Genomic DNA, 17,723 nt, shown 5'->3' on the forward strand with positions numbered 1-17,723 from the left:
TGTCTTACCTGGCTGCTCAACAGTCGAACATGGCGGTTGCTCAACAGGCAGGCCTGTCTCACGGCGCCAGCGAACGCGTTCCACCGGAGGCTGAAAGCAAAGACTCGGATCCGGACAAACTGAAGTTGGCCGTGCAGGAGATCGAGAAATTCGTCCAGTCGATCAAGCGTAATCTGGAGTTCTCGATTGATGACGCGTCCGGAAAAGTGGTTGTGAAAGTGATTGCCACGGAATCCGGTGAAGTGGTGCGACAGATCCCTTCCGAAGTAGTTTTGAAGCTGGCGGAGAGTTTGAGCACTGCGAGCAATGTTCTGTTTGATGCCAAAGCCTGATAGCTGGCATGAATCGTGTTTATGCGTTGATGTGACGGCGTGACCGGTCAAAAGGCCGGCGGCAGACATTAAGGGAGATGTACATGGCAAGTCCAATTACACCGGGTACGGGCCTTGGCTCCAACCTGGAGATCAGTGCGATCGTTACCGCTTTGGTCAACGCCGACAGTTCTGCCAAACAGAACCAGATCAAAACCCAGACCACTCTCAACACATCGAAAATTTCGGGTGTCGGCACGCTCAAAGGTGCTCTGGCCGCCTTTCAGACCGCCATGGACAAGCTGAGCAGTGTGACCAGCCCTGCGTTCAGTGGTTTTGCCGCAACTTCGTCGGCAGCGTCAGTCTTGACCACGACGTCTGACAACACCGCCGTCAATGGCACTTACACCATTAAAGTCAACAACCTGGCTACCGGTTCCAAAGTTGCCAGTGCTTCTTTTGCAGGCGGTGCGAGCAGTGCCATTCCGACTGGTACTTTGACCATCAGTCAAAATGGCACTGGCTACAACGTGGCCATACCTGCTGGCGCGACGTTGCAAACTACGCGTGATGCGATCAACACCACGCTGAGTGCACAAGGTATTTCGGCTAACATCGTCACCGACAGCACTGGCTCGCGCCTGGTGATCGGGTCGACCACGACCGGCAAGGGCTCGGACCTTGTCGTCAGTGGCATTGCGGGTCTGAACATCGACGGCACGCAGCTGATGGGGACTATCCCCGATCCTGCAAACCCGGGGCAGACCCTGCCTGATCCGGCCAGTGCCGGTTCCATTGGTGCGTTGGCCGCTGATGCAAGCCTGACGATTGATGGCCTGGCGGTAACCAGCAAAACCAACACCGTCACCTCGGCCGTGAGCGGCTTGAGCATGACCCTGGTAGCGGCGGGCACTTCGACGGTAACCGTAGCGACCAACACGACTGGTTTGCAGACTTCGATTCAGTCATTTGTCGATGCCTACAACACGTTGGTGAAAACGGTTAACTCGCTGACTCAGGCCACTGCCGATAAAGATGGCAAGCTGACGGTCTCTGCGCCAATGACCGGTGATTCGCTGCCGCGCGCGTTGATTGCCGATATCCGCAAAGAACTGACCACCCCGGGCCCTGGCGGACAATTGTCGGTGCTGGCCCAATTGGGTATCACCACCGATCAGAAGGCCGGTACGCTGAACTTTGATTCCGCCAAGTTCACCACGGCTATGAAAGACAAGTCGCTGGGCAGTCAGGTGCAAACACTGTTCACCGGTACGAACAGCACGAACGGTCTGCTGGCCCGAATGAAGACGGCGATTACTCCGTACGCGCAGACTGGCGGCATCCTGGATCAGCGTAATACCAGCCTGAACAAACAGAAAAGCGACCTGAGTACTCAGCAGGTAGCACTGGACTTGCGTATTACCAAGATGACGGCAACGTTGACCGCCAAGTACAACGCGATGGACCTGTTAGTCGGACAGATGAAGGCGACGGCGAGCAATATTACGTCGTTCTTTGACACCATGAATGCTCAAGCCAAAGCCTGATCGTTAAATTAATGGCACAAAAAACCCGGCTGCGTTTTAAGCGCGCCGGGTTTTTGTCTTTTGCTTTAAAGTTTTTTGACTCGTTGACGATATATTGGTTAGGTAAGCCCTAGCGGTATGATGAGGTAAAAACATGAATCCGATGTTGGCCCTTCGGCAATATCAGAAAGTTGGAGCGCAGGCTCAAGTCTCCGAAGCCAGTCCGTACCGCTTGGTGCAGATGCTGATGGAGGGTGGGCTGGACCGTATTGCTCAGGCCAAAGGCGCTATTGAGCGTAAAGATACGCCGGGTAAAGGTGTCTTGATCAGCAAGGCCATAGGTATCATTGGCGGCTTGCGTGAAGGTCTTGACCTCGAGAACAAGGCGGATGAAGTAGAGAGGCTGGACAATCTTTACATGTACATGATGAAGCGTCTGGCTGAGGCGAACGTCAATACCGATCCGGCGATTCTCGACGAAGTCTCCGACTTGCTTCGCACTGTCAAAGACGGCTGGGATGGCATCGCCCCTGCTGGCCCGCAGTTTTAAGGAGATCACCATGAGTCTTGTATTGCAGCGAATCGAACACACCCGCGACGCCCTGGTCGGTGCATTGGCCGAGCGAAACTGGGAGGCCATCGGTGAGTTGGACCTGGCGTGCCGTTCCTGCATGGAAGACGTTTTGAGTGAGGCATCAGTGGACGAGGCCGCGTTGCGCAACAACCTTGAGGAGTTGCTATGGGTGTATAAGCAATTGCTCGAGGCGGCGACGGGGGAGAGGCAAGCGATAGTCGACGAGATGTCGCAGATCCATCAAGCACAGAACGCGGCAAAGGTTTACCATCTGTTTGGTTAATTAATCCTCGGTTAATCCAAACATAGTGCGCCATAAATTTGACTGTGCACGGTTTTTTGACTTAACTAGTGGCTGGTTACAGATTTCAGGCGTGTACAGGCAGAATGTGTCTGCAAGCGTCTAGCTTGCCCCATCATTTTTGGGCATTGAGTTGACTAGGGAAGTTGCTATTGCATGTGGCGTGAAACCAAAATTCTGCTGATTGATGACGATAGCGTCCGCCGCCGTGACCTGGCGGTGATTTTAAATTTTCTCGGTGAAGAAAATTTACCCTGCGGAAGCCATGACTGGCAGCAGGCTGTCGGCTCTTTGTCATCAAGTCGTGAAGTGATCTGTGTCCTTATTGGGACGGTCAATGCTCCTGGCGCACTTACGGGCTTGTTAAAGACACTCGCAACCTGGGATGAGTTCCTTCCGGTTTTGTTAATGGGCGATAATTCTTCCATTGACCTGCCTGAAGACCAGCGTCGCCGAGTGCTGTCGACCCTCGAAATGCCGCCCAGCTACAGCAAACTGCTCGACTCCCTGCACCGTGCCCAGGTCTATCGCGAGATGTACGACCAGGCCCGCGAGCGCGGTCGTCACCGTGAACCCAACCTGTTCCGCAGCCTTGTCGGCACCAGCCGGGCGATCCAGCACGTGCGTCAGATGATGCAACAAGTGGCTGACACCGACGCCAGCGTACTGATCCTTGGTGAGTCCGGTACTGGCAAGGAAGTGGTTGCGCGCAACTTGCACTACCACTCCAAGCGTCGTGACGCGCCGTTCGTGCCGGTCAACTGCGGGGCGATCCCGGCCGAGTTGCTGGAAAGCGAATTGTTCGGCCACGAGAAGGGCGCCTTTACCGGGGCGATCACCAGTCGTGCCGGACGTTTCGAACTGGCTAACGGCGGTACGCTGTTCCTTGATGAAATCGGCGACATGCCGCTGCCGATGCAGGTCAAGCTGCTGCGCGTACTGCAGGAGCGCACGTTCGAGCGTGTGGGCAGCAACAAGACCCAAAGCGTCGACGTGCGCATCATTGCGGCGACCCACAAGAATCTCGAAAGCATGATCGAGATTGGCACCTTCCGCGAAGACTTGTACTACCGCCTGAACGTGTTCCCGATCGAGATGGCGCCGTTGCGCGAGCGCGTCGAAGACATCCCGTTGCTGATGAACGAGTTGATCTCGCGCATGGAGCACGAGAAACGCGGTTCGATCCGTTTCAACTCCGCCGCGATCATGTCGCTGTGCCGTCACGGCTGGCCGGGCAACGTTCGCGAACTTGCCAACCTGGTGGAGCGCATGGCGATCATGCATCCCTACGGGGTGATTGGCGTGGTCGAGTTGCCGAAGAAATTCCGCTACGTCGATGACGAAGACGAGCAATTGGTCGACAGCCTGCGCAGCGATCTGGAAGAACGAGTGGCCATCAACGGTCACACCCCGGACTTCGCCGCCAATGCCATGCTGCCGCCCGAAGGCCTGGACCTGAAGGACTACCTCGGTGGTCTGGAACAGGGGCTGATTCAGCAGGCACTGGATGATGCCCATGGCATCGTCGCGCGCGCCGCCGAGCGTCTGCGCATTCGTCGCACCACGCTGGTGGAAAAGATGCGCAAGTACGGTATGAGTCGTCGCGATGGAGATGAACAGGCGGAGGATTGACGCCTGTTTTTTCAACCCCGCTCATCGACAGGCGTTTTTTCCGGCTCCGCACGGATTGCCGGAAAAGACGCCCTCACACTTCATAAAAACCCTCTAAGCCGGTAACGATGGGCATCTCTTTGCCTGCAAATCCGCGATCAAGGCTTGATGATCCGGCTGTAATCACCCGCCAGCCCACCACTGGCGCCGATGCTTAGAGTGGAACGCTTCCTGCTTAGCCTCCTTTGATCAGTAATGAACAACATTTCATTGACGGTTGTATGCCGGGGCATTTTCACGTGCTGCCCTCGTTAAAGCGGATACCTGCGATCGCCTCGGCCGTGAAGGCTGTCTCAGCGAGTTCGACCTTCGCCCCTTATTCAATTGGTGTGAGCATGACAAATACCCCCTCCGTCCAAGGTGCTTGCCTGGCGTCGAAACCCCGGCCTGTCCATGCACTTGGCAGTGCAGATCGACTCGTCGAGGCGTGTGAAGTGCTGGTCGCGCAGCAGCCATCTTTCGAAGACGGCGAGTCGCCAGTTGGCGTGGTCATCCATGCGTACCACGCCGATGTGCTGCGAGATATACTGGTCCGTTTGATTAGCCTGCATGAGCGCCTTCACCTCTACGTAACCTGCGTCGCTGGCCGTGACGATACGGTAGGTGCTCAGCTGGCGGCCAGCGGGCTGAGTTATTCGCTGTACCGGGTGCCCAACCATGGGAGGGATGTTTTGCCATTCCTTCAGGTGCTGCCGTTTCTGCGTGCCGATAACATTCACACACTGGTCAAGCTGCATACCGAGCACCCGGCGCGCGTGGACGTGGCGAACGCCTCGGCCCATGACCTTTTTGATGACCTGCTTAACCCTGTACGCTTCCGCCAATCGATAGAGCACCTTGCCGACCCGGCGCGCCATCCACTGCTTGGCACCGAGAAGTACTGGCTGCCGATCACTCAAAACCTTGATGAAAGCACCCGCACACGCCTGGTTTCGCTGTCCGAGCGCGCCGGTTTTGACGCACGAGGAATCGACGAGGCGCATTTTTTTGCCGGCACTATGTTCTTCATGCGCACCGAAGCGTTGGCTCCCCTGGCGCGGCTGCACCTGACGGGCAAAGACTTCGAAACCGAACGCGGCCAGCCTGAGGGCACCTTGGCGCACGCCTTGGAACGCTTTTTCGGCGTGCTAGCGAATGCCGGCCAACAGCAGCGAAATATCGACCTGTATCGACGCTGGCTGGACACCCGGCAACTGGCTGCCGCCGAGCTGGAAAATTTACCGGCGCGTCTTGCGAGCTGGCCGCTGCAACCGGACGTGATGGTGGTGTTGACCGATACTACCGGTGACATAGCATTGTTGCGTTCCAGCCTGGAAAGCATCGACCGCCAGCTTTATGGGGCGGCGGCCATCGTAGTGCTGTCCGATGCCGAGCCGGTAGGGGTGACGCCAGCCGACAATCTGGTGTGGCTGCCGCTGGCTGAATCCTGGCCGAGCCAGCTCAATGAGCTGTTGCAGAGCATCCAGGTCGATTGGTGCTACCTGTTGCGGGGCGGCGACCACCTCGATCCCCACGCGCTGCTGTTGCTCGCCGAAGGCGTCGCCCTGAACCCCGGCATCAGCGCTTGCTACAGCGATGAAGACTCGCTGACCGTAACCGGCTGCCAGGGCCCTGTATTCAAGCCTGACTTGAACCTGGATCTGTTGCGCAGTTACCCGTATGTCGGCCGGACCCTGGCCTTCAGTCGCGAGGCCGTGCTGGCTGATAATGGCTTTGATCCTGCCTTCGCCGAACTGGCGCCCCATGACCTGCTCTTTCGGCTGGTTGAAACTCATGGGCTGGGCACTGTCGGCCACCTCGCTGATGTGCTGGTGCACCAGACTATCGACTTCGGTCAGTGGCTCGGTGAACCCCAAGTCATCGCGCACTCCGCGGCTATCGTTGAGGCGCACTTGCAGCGCCTGGGGGTGGCTCATGAACTGCGCGCAGGACCTTTGCCGATGGTCAACCGCGTGGTTTATCAGCACACCGCGCAGCCGCTGGTCTCCATCCTTGTGCCCACCAAGGACTGCCTGCCGATGCTGATCCGCTGCATCGAAAGCATCATGGAGAAAACCCGCTACACGAATTACGAACTGATCATCATCGACAACAACAGCGAAACCGCCGAAGCCCGGGATTGGTTCAGCGGTATGGAGCGCTTGAACAACCCCAAGGTGCGCATCCTTCGTTATCCTCACCCATTCAATTATTCGGCGATCAACAATTTTGCCGTCAGCCAGGCGCGTGGCGATTACCTGGTGCTGCTAAACAATGACACCGCAATTATTGATGGAGGCTGGCTTGATGCGCTGCTCCATCACGCCCAGCGGCCAGAAGTGGGGGTCGTCGGCGCTAAACTACTATTCCCCAACGGGACTATTCAGCATGCAGGCGTGGTGCTCGGCTTGCGCGGCGTTGCAGACCACCCATTCTTCGGCGACCCGATGCAGTCCAACGGCTACCTTCACCGTTTGCAGGTTGACCAGAACTACAGCGCGGTGACCGCCGCCTGCCTGATGATCCGTACCGAGCTGTACCGTCAGGTGGGCGGAATGGATGAGGCAGGCCTGGGGGTTTGCTTTAACGACGTAGATCTGTGCCTGAAAGTCGGCCAGGCCGGACAATTGATTGTCTGGACACCCTATGCGGTGGTCGTGCACGAATCCAACGTGAGCCAAAACAGGGTCGACACGACCAGGCTGGAAGCCAAGCGTGAGCGCTTCAAGGGCGAGCAATCAGTGATGTACCAGCGTTGGCTGCCACAACTTGCCAACGATCCGGCCTATAACCGCAACCTGACTCTGGAGGGCAGCGGTTTTGCCGCCGAATCCCGCAGCGAGGCTGGATGGCAGCCATTCGCGAGTCGCGCAGTGCCTTACGTATTGTGCTACCCAGGCGACGCTTTCGGCTGCGGACATTATCGGGTGCGTCAGCCCTTCGCTGCCATGAAGGCCGCGCGGCTGGTCGAGGGCGCGGTGAGCGATTGGGGGCTTCAAACGGTAGAGTTGGAACGCCTGGCGCCGGACACGATCATCTTCCAGCGGCAATACACGACGCCCCAGCTCGAATTCATGCAGAACACCAAGACCTTCTCCAAGGCCTTCAAGGTTTACGAGCTGGATGACTACATTTTCGATGTGCCCACCGGCAACTCAAGCCACGAAATGCCTCCCAAAGACATTGCCAGGCGCCTGAAAAATGCGGTGGGTCTGTGCGATCGGCTGGTGGTGTCGACGCAGCCGCTGGCCGACGCACTGAAAGGGTATAGCGCCGATATTCGCGTGGTAGAGAACCGCCTGCCAAGCCAGTGGTGGAGCGGTCTGAGCAGCCACCGTCAACCAGGCCGCAAGCCTCGGGTCGGGTGGGCGGGCGGCTCGGGTCACGGTGATGACTTGCAACTCATTGCTGAGGTGGTGCGTGAATTGGCAGGGGAAGTGGAATGGGTGTTTATGGGCATGTGCCCACCGGCACTGCGTCCCTATGTTCACGAATTCCATCGGGGCGTGAACATCGAGAAATACCCGGCACGCCTGGCCGGCTTAAACCTGGACCTGGCGTTGGCTCCTTTGAAAGACAACATGTTCAACGCCTGCAAAAGTAATTTGCGGCTATTGGAATACGGCGCCTGTGGCTTCCCGGTGATCTGCTCGGACATCCTCTGTTATCGCGGTGACTTCCCGGTGACAAGGGTCAGTAAAAAGCCCAAGGACTGGATTGCCGCTATTCGCGAACATCTCGCTGAACCCGACGCCAACGCCAAGGCCGGAGATGCTCTGCGCAGCGTGGTACTGGATAACTGGATGCTCAGGGACGAACACCTGTTGGCGTGGCGAAACGCTTGGCTGACAAATTGAATAAGGGGCCAGCCTGTGTGCTGGCCTTTTTTTTGGTTCATCACGGATTACCGGGAAAGACGCTCTTGATCTTCATAAAGAAGAACTCGCTATCCCGGTAACCGTAAGCCATCCGCTTTATGACCTTTATTCGATTGTTTATTCCTTCCAACTGACCGGTGTGCATCGGCCAGCGAACCCGGCTCACGATGCCCCGCCAGTAAGCCTTTAGCCGTTTGGCAAACTGGATCAGAGCAGGTATTTCGCTTTCATGAGCATGGCGCAGCCATTGCTTCCATGCCGATCTCCAGCTCCAGGCAGTACTCGGCGTCCAGAGCGTTTTGAGTTCGGCCTTCATTAAATAGACCGTCATCAATGCCTGGTTAGCCGCCAGCAGATCCCCCAGGCGAACCTGTTGTTCCGGTGTTTTCAGGTTCTGCGGATTACGCAGAAGCAGCCATCGCGCCTGCTTGATGACCTTTCGGGCCGGTTTGTCATGACGCAGTCGATTGGCTTCGTCGACGCGCACCCGATCAATCACCTCTCGGCCATATTTGGCCACCACATGGAACAGGTCGTAGACCACGCGTGCTTGCGGGCAGTGCTGACGAACCTCCAGATCAAAAGCGGTATTCATGTCCATCGCCACCGCTTCGATGCGAGCGCAACCCTCTGGCCCCAGCTCTTCGAAAAATGGCCTGACCGCCGCCCGGCTGCGGCCTTCGCCGATCCACAGCACCCGCCGTGTATCCGCATCCAGGACAACGCTGGCATAACGATGACCTTTGAACAGTGCGAACTCGTCCATCACCAAACGTCTCGGTTGCGCCTTTGGCAAAATGCTCAATGCTGCTTGCAAGGCTCGACGCTCCAGCAACCGAACGGTCTCCCAATGCAGCCCAAACATCTGCGCCACGTGCAACGTGGGAAGGCGTTCACAGGCTTGAATGACCGCCTCTGCCAGACGACGTGTCATACGGGCATAGCGATCCAGCCAACTGACGGCCTCCATGCGTTTGCCGCAATCGCGGCAATCAACGCGCCGGAGCAAAACGCTCAGGCGCACCGCACGACCGAGAATGGGCAAATCACGAATGACTCGCTCGCAATACTCATGCGTGGTTGAACAGATTTTTTGGCAGCCGCCACAGGAAGGAAATCGAGTGGCGTGAGGAGTCAGATCGATCTGTAGGGCATCGCCATCAGGCTTGATGGTGACGACAGAAAAGCCCTCCCAAAAAGGAAGGAAAGTATTAATATCGCGCATAAGAACGCCGGTTTGTTAGATGTGTTTGCTCGCACGAACATCATCAATCAAATCGGCGTTCTTGTTTCTGTGTTTCCCGGGATTCCGTGAAGAACCTTTTTTTTAGGCACGGGTATTGCTACATCCCTCGCAACGTTCCATTTAACTGACGGTCAGCCTAGCGAGAGAGCGAGATGCCCCAAGCCGCCCAGATGTCTCCTGTCCCAGACGCTTCAGGACAACCGTCGTCCATAGAGCTGGCAAGCCGGCTTGGCCTTGAGCAGGCGTTTGCGCTGTTCAGCCAGATGTCGAGTCAACTGACCGATTCCTACAGCATGCTCGAAGCCCGGGTCACCGAGCTCAAGGGCGAGTTGGCCGTGGTCAGTGCCCAGCGCATGCAAGAGCTGGCGGAAAAAGAACGACTGGCCAATCGTCTGCAAAATCTCCTCGATCTGCTGCCCGGCGGCGTCATCGTTATCGATGCCCAAGGCATCGTGCGTGAAGCCAACCCGGCGGCGTGCGAATTGCTCGGTCTGCCGCTCGAAGGCGAACTCTGGCGTCACGTCATCGCCCGATGCTTTGCGCCTCGCAAGGACGACGGTCACGAGATCTCGCTCAAGGACGGTCGGCGTCTGTCGATCGCCACTCGCTCGCTGGACGCCGAGCCGGGTCAATTGGTGCTTCTCAACGACCTGACTGAAACCCGTCATCTGCAAGATCAGCTGGCCCGTCACGAACGCTTGTCTTCCCTGGGGAGAATGGTCGCCTCGCTGGCGCATCAGATTCGCACGCCGTTGTCGGCCGCTTTGCTGTACGCCAGTCACTTGACCGAGCAGGAGCTGCCGGTCGCTACACAGCAGCGGTTTGCCGGTCGCCTGAAAGAGCGTCTGCATGAGCTGGAGCATCAGGTACGCGACATGCTGGTGTTCGCTCGCGGCGAGTTGCCGCTGACCGACCGCGTCTCGCCCAAACAGCTGATGCAATCGCTGCAAGCAGCGGCGCTGACCCATATTCAGGACCTGCCGGTGCGTTGGCAGTGCGACAGTCATGCCGGCGAGTTGCTGTGCAATCGCGACACGTTGATCGGAGCGATCCTCAACCTGATCGAAAATGCGATTCAGGCAAGTGCCGGCGATATCCGTTTGAAGGTTCACTTGTACACCCGCGAAGACAACCTGCGCGTGTGCGTCAGCGACAGCGGCAGCGGCATCGACAGCACGGTGCTGGCGCGTCTGGGGGAGCCGTTTTTTACCACCAAGACCACCGGAACCGGCCTGGGCCTGACCGTGGTCAAGGCCGTGGCGCGTGCGCATCAGGGAGAATTGCAACTGCGCTCGCGGCCGGGGCGTGGCACGTGTGCGCAGGTGGTCCTGCCGCTTTTTTCGGGTGGCAAACCTGGTGCTCAGGGAGCGGAATGAAAGGCATGGCAATCAAGGTTCTACTGGTTGAGGATGACCGCGCCCTGCGCGAAGCACTGGCCGATACGCTGATGTTGGCGGGTCACGATTTCAAAGCGGTCGGTTCGGCAGAGGAGGCGTTGGCGGCAGTGGCTGTCGAGGCGTTCAGTCTGGTGATCAGTGACGTCAATATGCCGGGCATGGACGGGCACCAGTTGCTTGGCATGTTGCGGGCGCGGCAGCCGCAATTGCCGGTATTGCTGATGACGGCCCATGGCGCTGTCGAGCGGGCGGTTGATGCGATGCGCCAGGGTGCAGCGGATTATCTGGTCAAGCCGTTCGAGCCCAAGGCCTTGCTGGACTTGGTCGCACGTCACGCGTTGGGCAATCTTGGTACGGCCGAGGGCGAAGGTCCGGTTGCGTTCGAACCGGCCAGTGCGCAATTGCTGGAGTTGGCCGCCCGAGTGGCGCGCAGCGATTCCACGGTATTGATCTCTGGCGAATCCGGCACCGGTAAAGAAGTGCTGGCCCGCTACATTCACCAGCATTCCCATCGTGCCGGTCAGCCATTTATTGCGATCAACTGCGCCGCAATCCCCGACAACATGCTTGAGGCCACGCTGTTCGGCCACGAAAAAGGCTCTTTTACCGGCGCCATCGCCGCCCAGGCCGGCAAATTCGAGCAGGCTGACGGCGGCACGATTCTGCTCGATGAGATTTCCGAAATGCCCCTCGGGCTGCAGGCCAAGTTGCTGCGGGTGTTGCAGGAGCGTGAAGTCGAGCGCGTTGGCGCACGCAAAACCATTACGCTGGATATTCGGGTCGTGGCCACCACCAACCGCGATCTGGCCGGCGAAGTGGCGGCGGGGCGTTTTCGTGAAGATCTTTATTATCGACTGTCGGTGTTTCCGCTGGCCTGGCGTCCGCTGCGCGAGCGCACCGCCGATATCCTGCCGCTGGCCGAGCGACTGCTGACCAAACACGTCAATAAAATGAAGCATGCAGCGGCGAAGCTATCGCCAGATGCGCAGGCGTGCCTGATCGCCTATCCATGGCCGGGCAACGTGCGCGAGTTGGACAATGCGATCCAGCGAGCCTTGATTTTGCAGCAGGGTGGTCTGATCCAGCCGCAGGATTTCTGTCTGTCAGGGCCGGTGGCCTGTGCGCCGTTGCCGGCATTGGTGGCTGCACCGTTGCGAGTTGTCGAGGTCGACGCCGAATCGGCTGGCGCGCTGGGCGATGACCTGCGCCGCCGGGAGTTCCAGATGATCATCGACACCTTGCGCGCCGAGCGTGGCCGTCGCAAAGAGGCCGCCGAACGCCTGGGCATCAGCCCGCGTACCTTGCGCTACAAGCTGGCGCAAATGCGCGACGCAGGAATGGACGTGGAAGCGTATCTATTCGCCACCTGAAAGTTGACGCACTCGACACATCCGCCATTGGTTTTGGGTTGAATCATGGATCGATGGGCTTTTGTTTGCCGTGGCCATGGAGCTGGCACCCTTGTTGCTAACACCTCAGTACCCGCCGAGTGAGTGTCAAAAAATTGCGGGTCGCCAACGAGAGTAGATCATGAGCCAAGGTATTGAATTTAATCGGTTGATGCTGGATATGCGTTCCATGCAAATGGATGCCATGTCTGCGCCGAAATCGACTGCCGCAGTCCCTGAATTGGGTGGCAGCAGCTTTTCCGACATGCTCGGTCAAGCCGTCAATAAAGTGAACGACACTCAGCAGGCGTCCAATCAATTGGCCAGTGCCTTCGAGATCGGCAAAAGCGGCGTCGACCTGACGGACGTGATGATTTCCTCGCAGAAGGCCAGCGTGTCTTTCCAGGCGTTGACGCAAGTGCGCAACAAGCTGGTTCAGGCTTACCAAGACATCATGCAGATGCCGGTTTAAGGACGAATTGAGTCATGGCAGAAGCAGTCGCCGATAACGTTCCGGCCAAGACCACCCCAATAGACGGCAAACCGCCGCTGTTCGGGTTGTCCTTCCTGGAAAACCTTTCCGAGATGACCATGTTGCGTCAGGTAGGCCTGTTGGTCGGCCTGGCTGCGAGCGTGGCGATTGGTTTTGCCGTGGTGCTGTGGTCGCAGCAGCCGGACTACCGGCCGCTGTACGGCAGCCTTGCCGGTATGGACGCCAAGCAGGTCATGGACACCCTGGCTTCCGCCGATATTTCCTACACCGTTGAACCGAACTCCGGTGCCTTGTTGGTCAAGGCCGATGATCTGTCCCGTGCGCGACTGAAACTCGCGGCGGCTGGTGTCACTCCCAGCGACGGCAATATCGGCTTTGAAATCCTCGACAAGGACCAAGGCCTCGGGACCAGCCAGTTCATGGAAGCGACCCGTTATCGTCGCGGCCTCGAAGGTGAGTTGGCGCGGACCATTTCCAGCCTGAACAACGTCAAGGGTGCTCGCGTGCACCTGGCGATTCCGAAAAGCTCGGTGTTCGTGCGTGATGAACGCAAGCCAAGTGCTTCGGTTCTGGTCGAACTGTATTCCGGTCGTTCTCTGGAGCCGGGTCAGGTGATCGCGATCATCAATCTGGTCGCGACCAGTGTGCCTGAGCTGAGCAAATCGCAGATCACCGTCGTCGACCAGAAGGGCAACCTGCTGTCGGATCAGGCGGAGAACTCCGAGCTGACCATGGCCGGCAAGCAATTCGATTACAGCCGTCGCATGGAAACCATGCTGACCCAGCGTGTGCACAACATCCTGCAACCAGTGCTGGGCAACGATCGCTACAAAGCCGAAGTGTCTGCCGATGTCGATTTCAGTGCCGTCGAGTCGACCTCCGAGCAGTTCAACCCGGATCAGCCGGCGTTGCGCAGCGAGCAGTCGGTCAATGAACAACGCACCGCCAGCAATGGCCCGCAAGGTGTGCCGGGTGCCCTGAGCAACCAGCCGCCGTCGCCGGCCTCGGCACCGCAAACCACCGGCGGCTCGACAGCCTCGGCCGGCATGGTGCAGCCAGGCCAGCCGTTGATCGATGCCAACGGTCAGCAAATCATGGACCCGGCCACCGGCCAGCCAATGTTGGCGCCGTACCCGGCAGACAAGCGTCAACAATCCACCAAGAACTTTGAGCTCGACCGTTCCATCAGCCACACCAAGCAACAGCAGGGCCGATTGAATCGCCTGTCGGTGTCGGTGGTGGTCGACGATCAGGTCAAGGTCAACGCAGCCAACGGCGAAACGACCCGTGCGCCGTGGAGTGCCGACGAATTGGCGCGCTTCACTCGCCTGGTGCAGGATGCGGTCGGTTTCGACGCCAGCCGTGGCGACAGCGTGAGTGTGATCAACATGCCGTTCTCCGCTGAACGCGGTGAAGTGATTGCCGACATTCCGTTCTACTCGCAACCGTGGTTCTGGGACATCGTCAAGCAAGTGCTGGGCGTGTTGTTCATCCTGGTGCTGGTGTTCGGCGTACTGCGTCCGGTGCTCAACAACATCACCGGTGGCGGCAAAGGCAAACAGCTGGCCGGCATCGGCAGCGACGTCGAGTTGGGTGGCATGGGCGGCCTGGACGGCGAACTGGCCAACGACCGCGTCAGCCTCGGCGGCCCGCAAAGCATCCTGCTGCCGAGCCCGAGCGAAGGCTATGACGCGCAGTTGAATGCAATCAAGAGTCTGGTGGCAGAAGACCCGGGTCGCGTGGCCCAGGTCGTGAAAGAGTGGATTAACGCAGATGAGTGATAACCGAGCCGTTGCCGCCAAACTGACCAAGGTCGACAAAGCCGCGATTCTGCTGCTGTCCCTCGGTTCGACCGATGCTGCCCAGGTGTTGCGTCACATGGGGCCTAAAGAGGTCCAGCGCGTGGGTGTTGCGATGGCCCAAATGGGCAACGTGCACCGCGAGCAAGTCGAGCAGGTGATGAGCGAGTTCGTCGACATCGTCGGCGACCAGACCAGCCTGGGCGTCGGCTCCGACGATTACGTGCGCAAAATGCTGACCCAGGCATTGGGCGAAGACAAGGCTAATGGCCTGATCGACCGCATCCTGCTGGGGGGCAACACCAGTGGCCTCGACAGCCTGAAGTGGATGGAACCGCGCGCCGTCGCCGACGTGATCCGTTATGAGCACCCACAGATTCAAGCCATCGTGGTCGCGTACCTCGACCCGGATCAGGCCGGCGAAGTGCTCGGCAACTTCGACCACAAGGTGCGCCTGGACATCATTCTGCGGGTTTCCTCGCTGAACACCGTGCAGCCAGCGGCCCTGAAAGAACTCAACCAGATTCTCGAGAAGCAGTTCTCCGGCAACTCGAATGCCTCGCGCACCACCCTGGGTGGTATCAAGCGTGCGGCCGACATCATGAACTTCCTCGACAGCTCGATCGAAGGTCAGCTGATGGACTCGATCCGCGAAGTCGACGAAGACCTGTCCGGTCAGATCGAAGACCTCATGTTCGTGTTCAACAACCTGTCGGATGTCGACGACCGCGGGATTCAGGCATTGCTGCGCGAAGTGTCTTCCGACGTGCTGGTGCTGGCCCTCAAGGGTTCGGACGAAGGCGTCAAGGAAAAGATCTTCAAGAACATGTCCAAACGGGCGGCCGAACTGTTGCGCGACGACCTCGAGGCCAAAGGCCCGGTGCGCGTCAGCGACGTGGAAACCGCGCAGAAAGAAATCCTCACCATTGCCCGCCGTATGGCCGAAGCCGGAGAAATCGTTCTCGGCGGGAAGGGCGGCGAAGAGATGATCTAAGGTCACTATGTCGTCCAAACATGATGAGTCCCAGACCGACCTGATTCGTGGCAAGCACGTTGCCGGTTTCGACGTCTGGGCGCTGCCCAGTTTCGACCCTTTCGTCCCGGAACCCGAGCCAGAACCTGAGCCCGAGCCGCCGGAGATGGAAGAAGTGCCGCTGGACGAAGTCCAGCCGCTGACCCTCGAAGAACTCGAAGCGATTCGCCAGGAAGCCTACAACGAAGGCTTCGCCGTGGGCGAAAAAGAAGGTTTCCACAGCACCACGCTCAAGGTTCGCCAAGAAGCCGAAGCGGCGCTGACGCCGAAGATCGCCGGTCTTGAGCAACTGATGGTCAACCTGTTCGAGCCTATCGCCGAGCAGGACACGTTCATTGAGCGATCCATGATCGATCTCGTGCAGCACATCAGCAAACAGGTGATTCAGCGCGAATTGACCATCGACTCGACGCAGATCGAACACGTTATGCGTGAAGCGCTCAAGCTCCTGCCGTTGGGCGCGGGCAATGTGCGCCTGTACATCAATCCGCAGGACTTCGAACAAGTCAAAGCCCTGCGCGAACGCCACGAAGAAACCTGGCGCATCGTTGAAGACGAGTCGCTGTTGCCCGGTGGTTGCCGAGTAGAAACTGAACACAGCCGTATCGACGCCACCGTCGAAACCCGCATCGCCCAAGTCATGGCCAAGCTGCTCGATCAGTTGCACGATCAGGCGTTGCATCCGTCTGCGCCAGACCTGCACCTGGAACTGCCGGTCGATGAAAAGCCTGCTGTTGCGCCGGTCGAAGCGGAACTGGACATCCCTGATGCGCCTTGACCGCACCAGCTTCGCCAAACGCCTGAGCGGTTACGCCGAGGCCACGGAACTGGCCGGCGCACCGATCCTTGAAGGGCGCTTGCTGCGTATGGTCGGGCTGACCCTCGAAGCCGAAGGTTTGCGCGCGGCCATGGGCAGTCGCTGCATGGTCATCAACGACGACAGCTACCACCCGGTGCAGGTTGAAGCCGAGGTCATGGGCTTCTCCGGCAGCAAAGTGTTCCTGATGCCCGTCGGCAGCGTTGCGGGCATTGCGCCCGGTGCCCGCGTGGTTCCACTGGCCGATACCGGCCGATTGCCAATGGGCATGAGCATGCTCGGTCGGGTGCTTGATGGCGCCGGTCGTGCGCTGGACGGCAAGGGCGGAATGAAAGCCGAAGACTGGGTGCCGATGGACGGCCCCACCATCAACCCGCTCAAGCGCGAGCCGATCAGCGAACCGCTGGACGTCGGCATTCGTACGATCAACGGGTTGTTGACGGTCGGTCGCGGCCAGCGGCTCGGGCTGTTCGCCGGTACCGGCGTCGGTAAATCGGTGCTGCTGGGCATGATGACGCGCTTTACCGAGGCCGACATTATCGTCGTCGGGCTGATTGGTGAGCGGGGTCGTGAGGTTAAAGAATTCATCGAGCACATCCTCGGTGAAGAAGGGCTCAAGCGTTCGGTGGTCGTGGCGTCGCCGGCGGACGATGCGCCGTTGATGCGTCTGCGCGCGGCGATGTACTGCACGCGCATCGCCGAATATTTCCGCGACAAGGGCAAGAACGTCCTGTTGCTCATGGATTCCCTGACCCGTTTCGCCCAGGCCCAGCGGGAAATCGCCTTGGCCATCGGCGAACCGCCCGCCACCAAGGGTTATCCGCCGTCGGTATTCGCCAAGTTGCCAAAACTGGTGGAGCGCGCCGGTAACGCCGAGAAGGGGGGTGGTTCGATCACGGCGTTCTACACCGTGTTGTCAGAAGGCGATGACCAGCAGGACCCGATTGCCGATGCCGCGCGAGGCGTGCTCGACGGCCACATCGTGTTGTCCCGGCGTCTGGCCGAAGAAGGTCACTACCCGGCCATCGACATCGAAGCGTCCATCAGCCGGGTCATGCCGTCGGTGGTCAGCCGGGAACACATGGCCCGCGCGCAGATGTTCAAACAGTACTGGTCGCGCTATCAGCAGAGTCGCGATTTGATCAGCGTTGGCGCGTACGTGCCAGGCGGTGATCGTGAAACCGACACTGCGATTTCGCTCCAGCCAGCCATGGTCACTTACCTGCGTCAGGGGTTGAACGACAACATCGGCATGGGCGCCAGCGTCAATCATCTCGCTACCATCTTCGCCCCTGCGGCGGGCGGCTAAC

General features: G+C 58.9%; 14 protein-coding genes. 13 read left to right on the forward strand and 1 reads right to left on the reverse strand.

All coding sequences use genetic code 11. The features are described 5' to 3' along the window. Positions 1 to 29: 29 nt before the first annotated feature. From NL116_RS08440 to NL116_RS08465, 6 genes are all read left to right on the forward strand, one after another. Positions 30 to 332 (forward strand): flagellar protein FlaG, encoded by a 303-nt coding sequence (locus tag NL116_RS08440; RefSeq protein WP_494378024.1) that lies wholly within the window; start codon positions 30 to 32, stop codon positions 330 to 332. Positions 333 to 415: 83 nt separating this feature from the next. Then, the gene (gene fliD / locus NL116_RS08445) at positions 416 to 1,858 is read left to right on the forward strand and encodes a flagellar filament capping protein FliD (RefSeq protein WP_494376789.1); all 1,443 of its coding nucleotides are present in this window, start codon (positions 416 to 418) and stop codon (positions 1,856 to 1,858) included. A gap of 133 nt (positions 1,859 to 1,991) precedes the next feature. Next, a complete protein-coding gene (fliS, locus tag NL116_RS08450; protein WP_494376790.1) occupies positions 1,992 to 2,387 on the forward strand; it encodes a flagellar export chaperone FliS in 396 nt (131 codons plus the stop codon). A 10-nt stretch (positions 2,388 to 2,397) separates the two neighbouring features. Then, positions 2,398 to 2,694 carry a flagellar protein FliT gene (gene fliT, locus NL116_RS08455; protein WP_494376791.1) on the forward strand — a complete coding sequence of 99 codons (297 nt, stop codon included), beginning with the start codon at positions 2,398 to 2,400 and terminating at the stop codon, positions 2,692 to 2,694. A gap of 174 nt (positions 2,695 to 2,868) precedes the next feature. Beyond that, entirely contained in the window at positions 2,869 to 4,344 is a 1,476-nt protein-coding gene (locus tag NL116_RS08460) for a sigma-54 dependent transcriptional regulator (protein WP_494376792.1), read from the forward strand. Between the two features lie 374 nt (positions 4,345 to 4,718). Next, positions 4,719 to 8,219 carry a glycosyltransferase gene (locus NL116_RS08465; protein ID WP_494376793.1) on the forward strand — a complete coding sequence of 1,167 codons (3,501 nt, stop codon included), beginning with the start codon at positions 4,719 to 4,721 and terminating at the stop codon, positions 8,217 to 8,219. Positions 8,220 to 8,259: 40 nt separating this feature from the next. Here NL116_RS08465 and NL116_RS08470 read toward each other — a convergent pair whose 3' ends face one another. Next, a complete protein-coding gene (locus NL116_RS08470; RefSeq protein WP_494373355.1) occupies positions 8,260 to 9,465 on the reverse strand; it encodes an ISL3 family transposase in 1,206 nt (401 codons plus the stop codon). 191 nt (positions 9,466 to 9,656) lie between these two features. On the opposite strand from NL116_RS08470, the gene NL116_RS08475 reads away from it, so the two are divergent. The 7 genes from NL116_RS08475 (at position 9,657) to fliI (ending at position 17,722) form a co-directional block, all read left to right on the forward strand. Beyond that, on the forward strand, positions 9,657 to 10,862 hold the full coding sequence (locus tag NL116_RS08475) for a sensor histidine kinase (RefSeq protein WP_494376794.1): 1,206 nt from the start codon (positions 9,657 to 9,659) through the stop codon (positions 10,860 to 10,862). A 5-nt stretch (positions 10,863 to 10,867) separates the two neighbouring features. Next, entirely contained in the window at positions 10,868 to 12,253 is a 1,386-nt protein-coding gene (fleR, locus tag NL116_RS08480; RefSeq protein WP_494378025.1) for a sigma-54-dependent response regulator transcription factor FleR, read from the forward strand. A gap of 160 nt (positions 12,254 to 12,413) precedes the next feature. Then, on the forward strand, positions 12,414 to 12,743 hold the full coding sequence (gene fliE, locus NL116_RS08485; protein ID WP_008072611.1) for a flagellar hook-basal body complex protein FliE: 330 nt from the start codon (positions 12,414 to 12,416) through the stop codon (positions 12,741 to 12,743). A 14-nt stretch (positions 12,744 to 12,757) separates the two neighbouring features. Then, complete coding sequence (gene fliF, locus NL116_RS08490; RefSeq protein WP_494376795.1) at positions 12,758 to 14,545, forward strand: flagellar basal-body MS-ring/collar protein FliF; 1,788 nt, start codon at positions 12,758 to 12,760, stop codon at positions 14,543 to 14,545. Further along, on the forward strand, positions 14,538 to 15,557 hold the full coding sequence (fliG, locus tag NL116_RS08495) for a flagellar motor switch protein FliG (RefSeq protein ID WP_007894195.1): 1,020 nt from the start codon (positions 14,538 to 14,540) through the stop codon (positions 15,555 to 15,557). The genes fliF and fliG overlap by 8 nt, the downstream gene beginning before the upstream one ends. A gap of 7 nt (positions 15,558 to 15,564) precedes the next feature. Further along, positions 15,565 to 16,374, forward strand: a complete 810-nt coding sequence (gene fliH / locus NL116_RS08500) for a flagellar assembly protein FliH (protein WP_494376796.1) — start codon at positions 15,565 to 15,567, stop codon at positions 16,372 to 16,374. Next, on the forward strand, positions 16,364 to 17,722 hold the full coding sequence (gene fliI / locus NL116_RS08505; protein WP_494376797.1) for a flagellar protein export ATPase FliI: 1,359 nt from the start codon (positions 16,364 to 16,366) through the stop codon (positions 17,720 to 17,722). The genes fliH and fliI overlap by 11 nt, the downstream gene beginning before the upstream one ends. Position 17,723: the final 1 nt, after the last annotated feature.

Source organism: Pseudomonas sp. FBCC-B1667 (genome assembly GCF_059133255.1).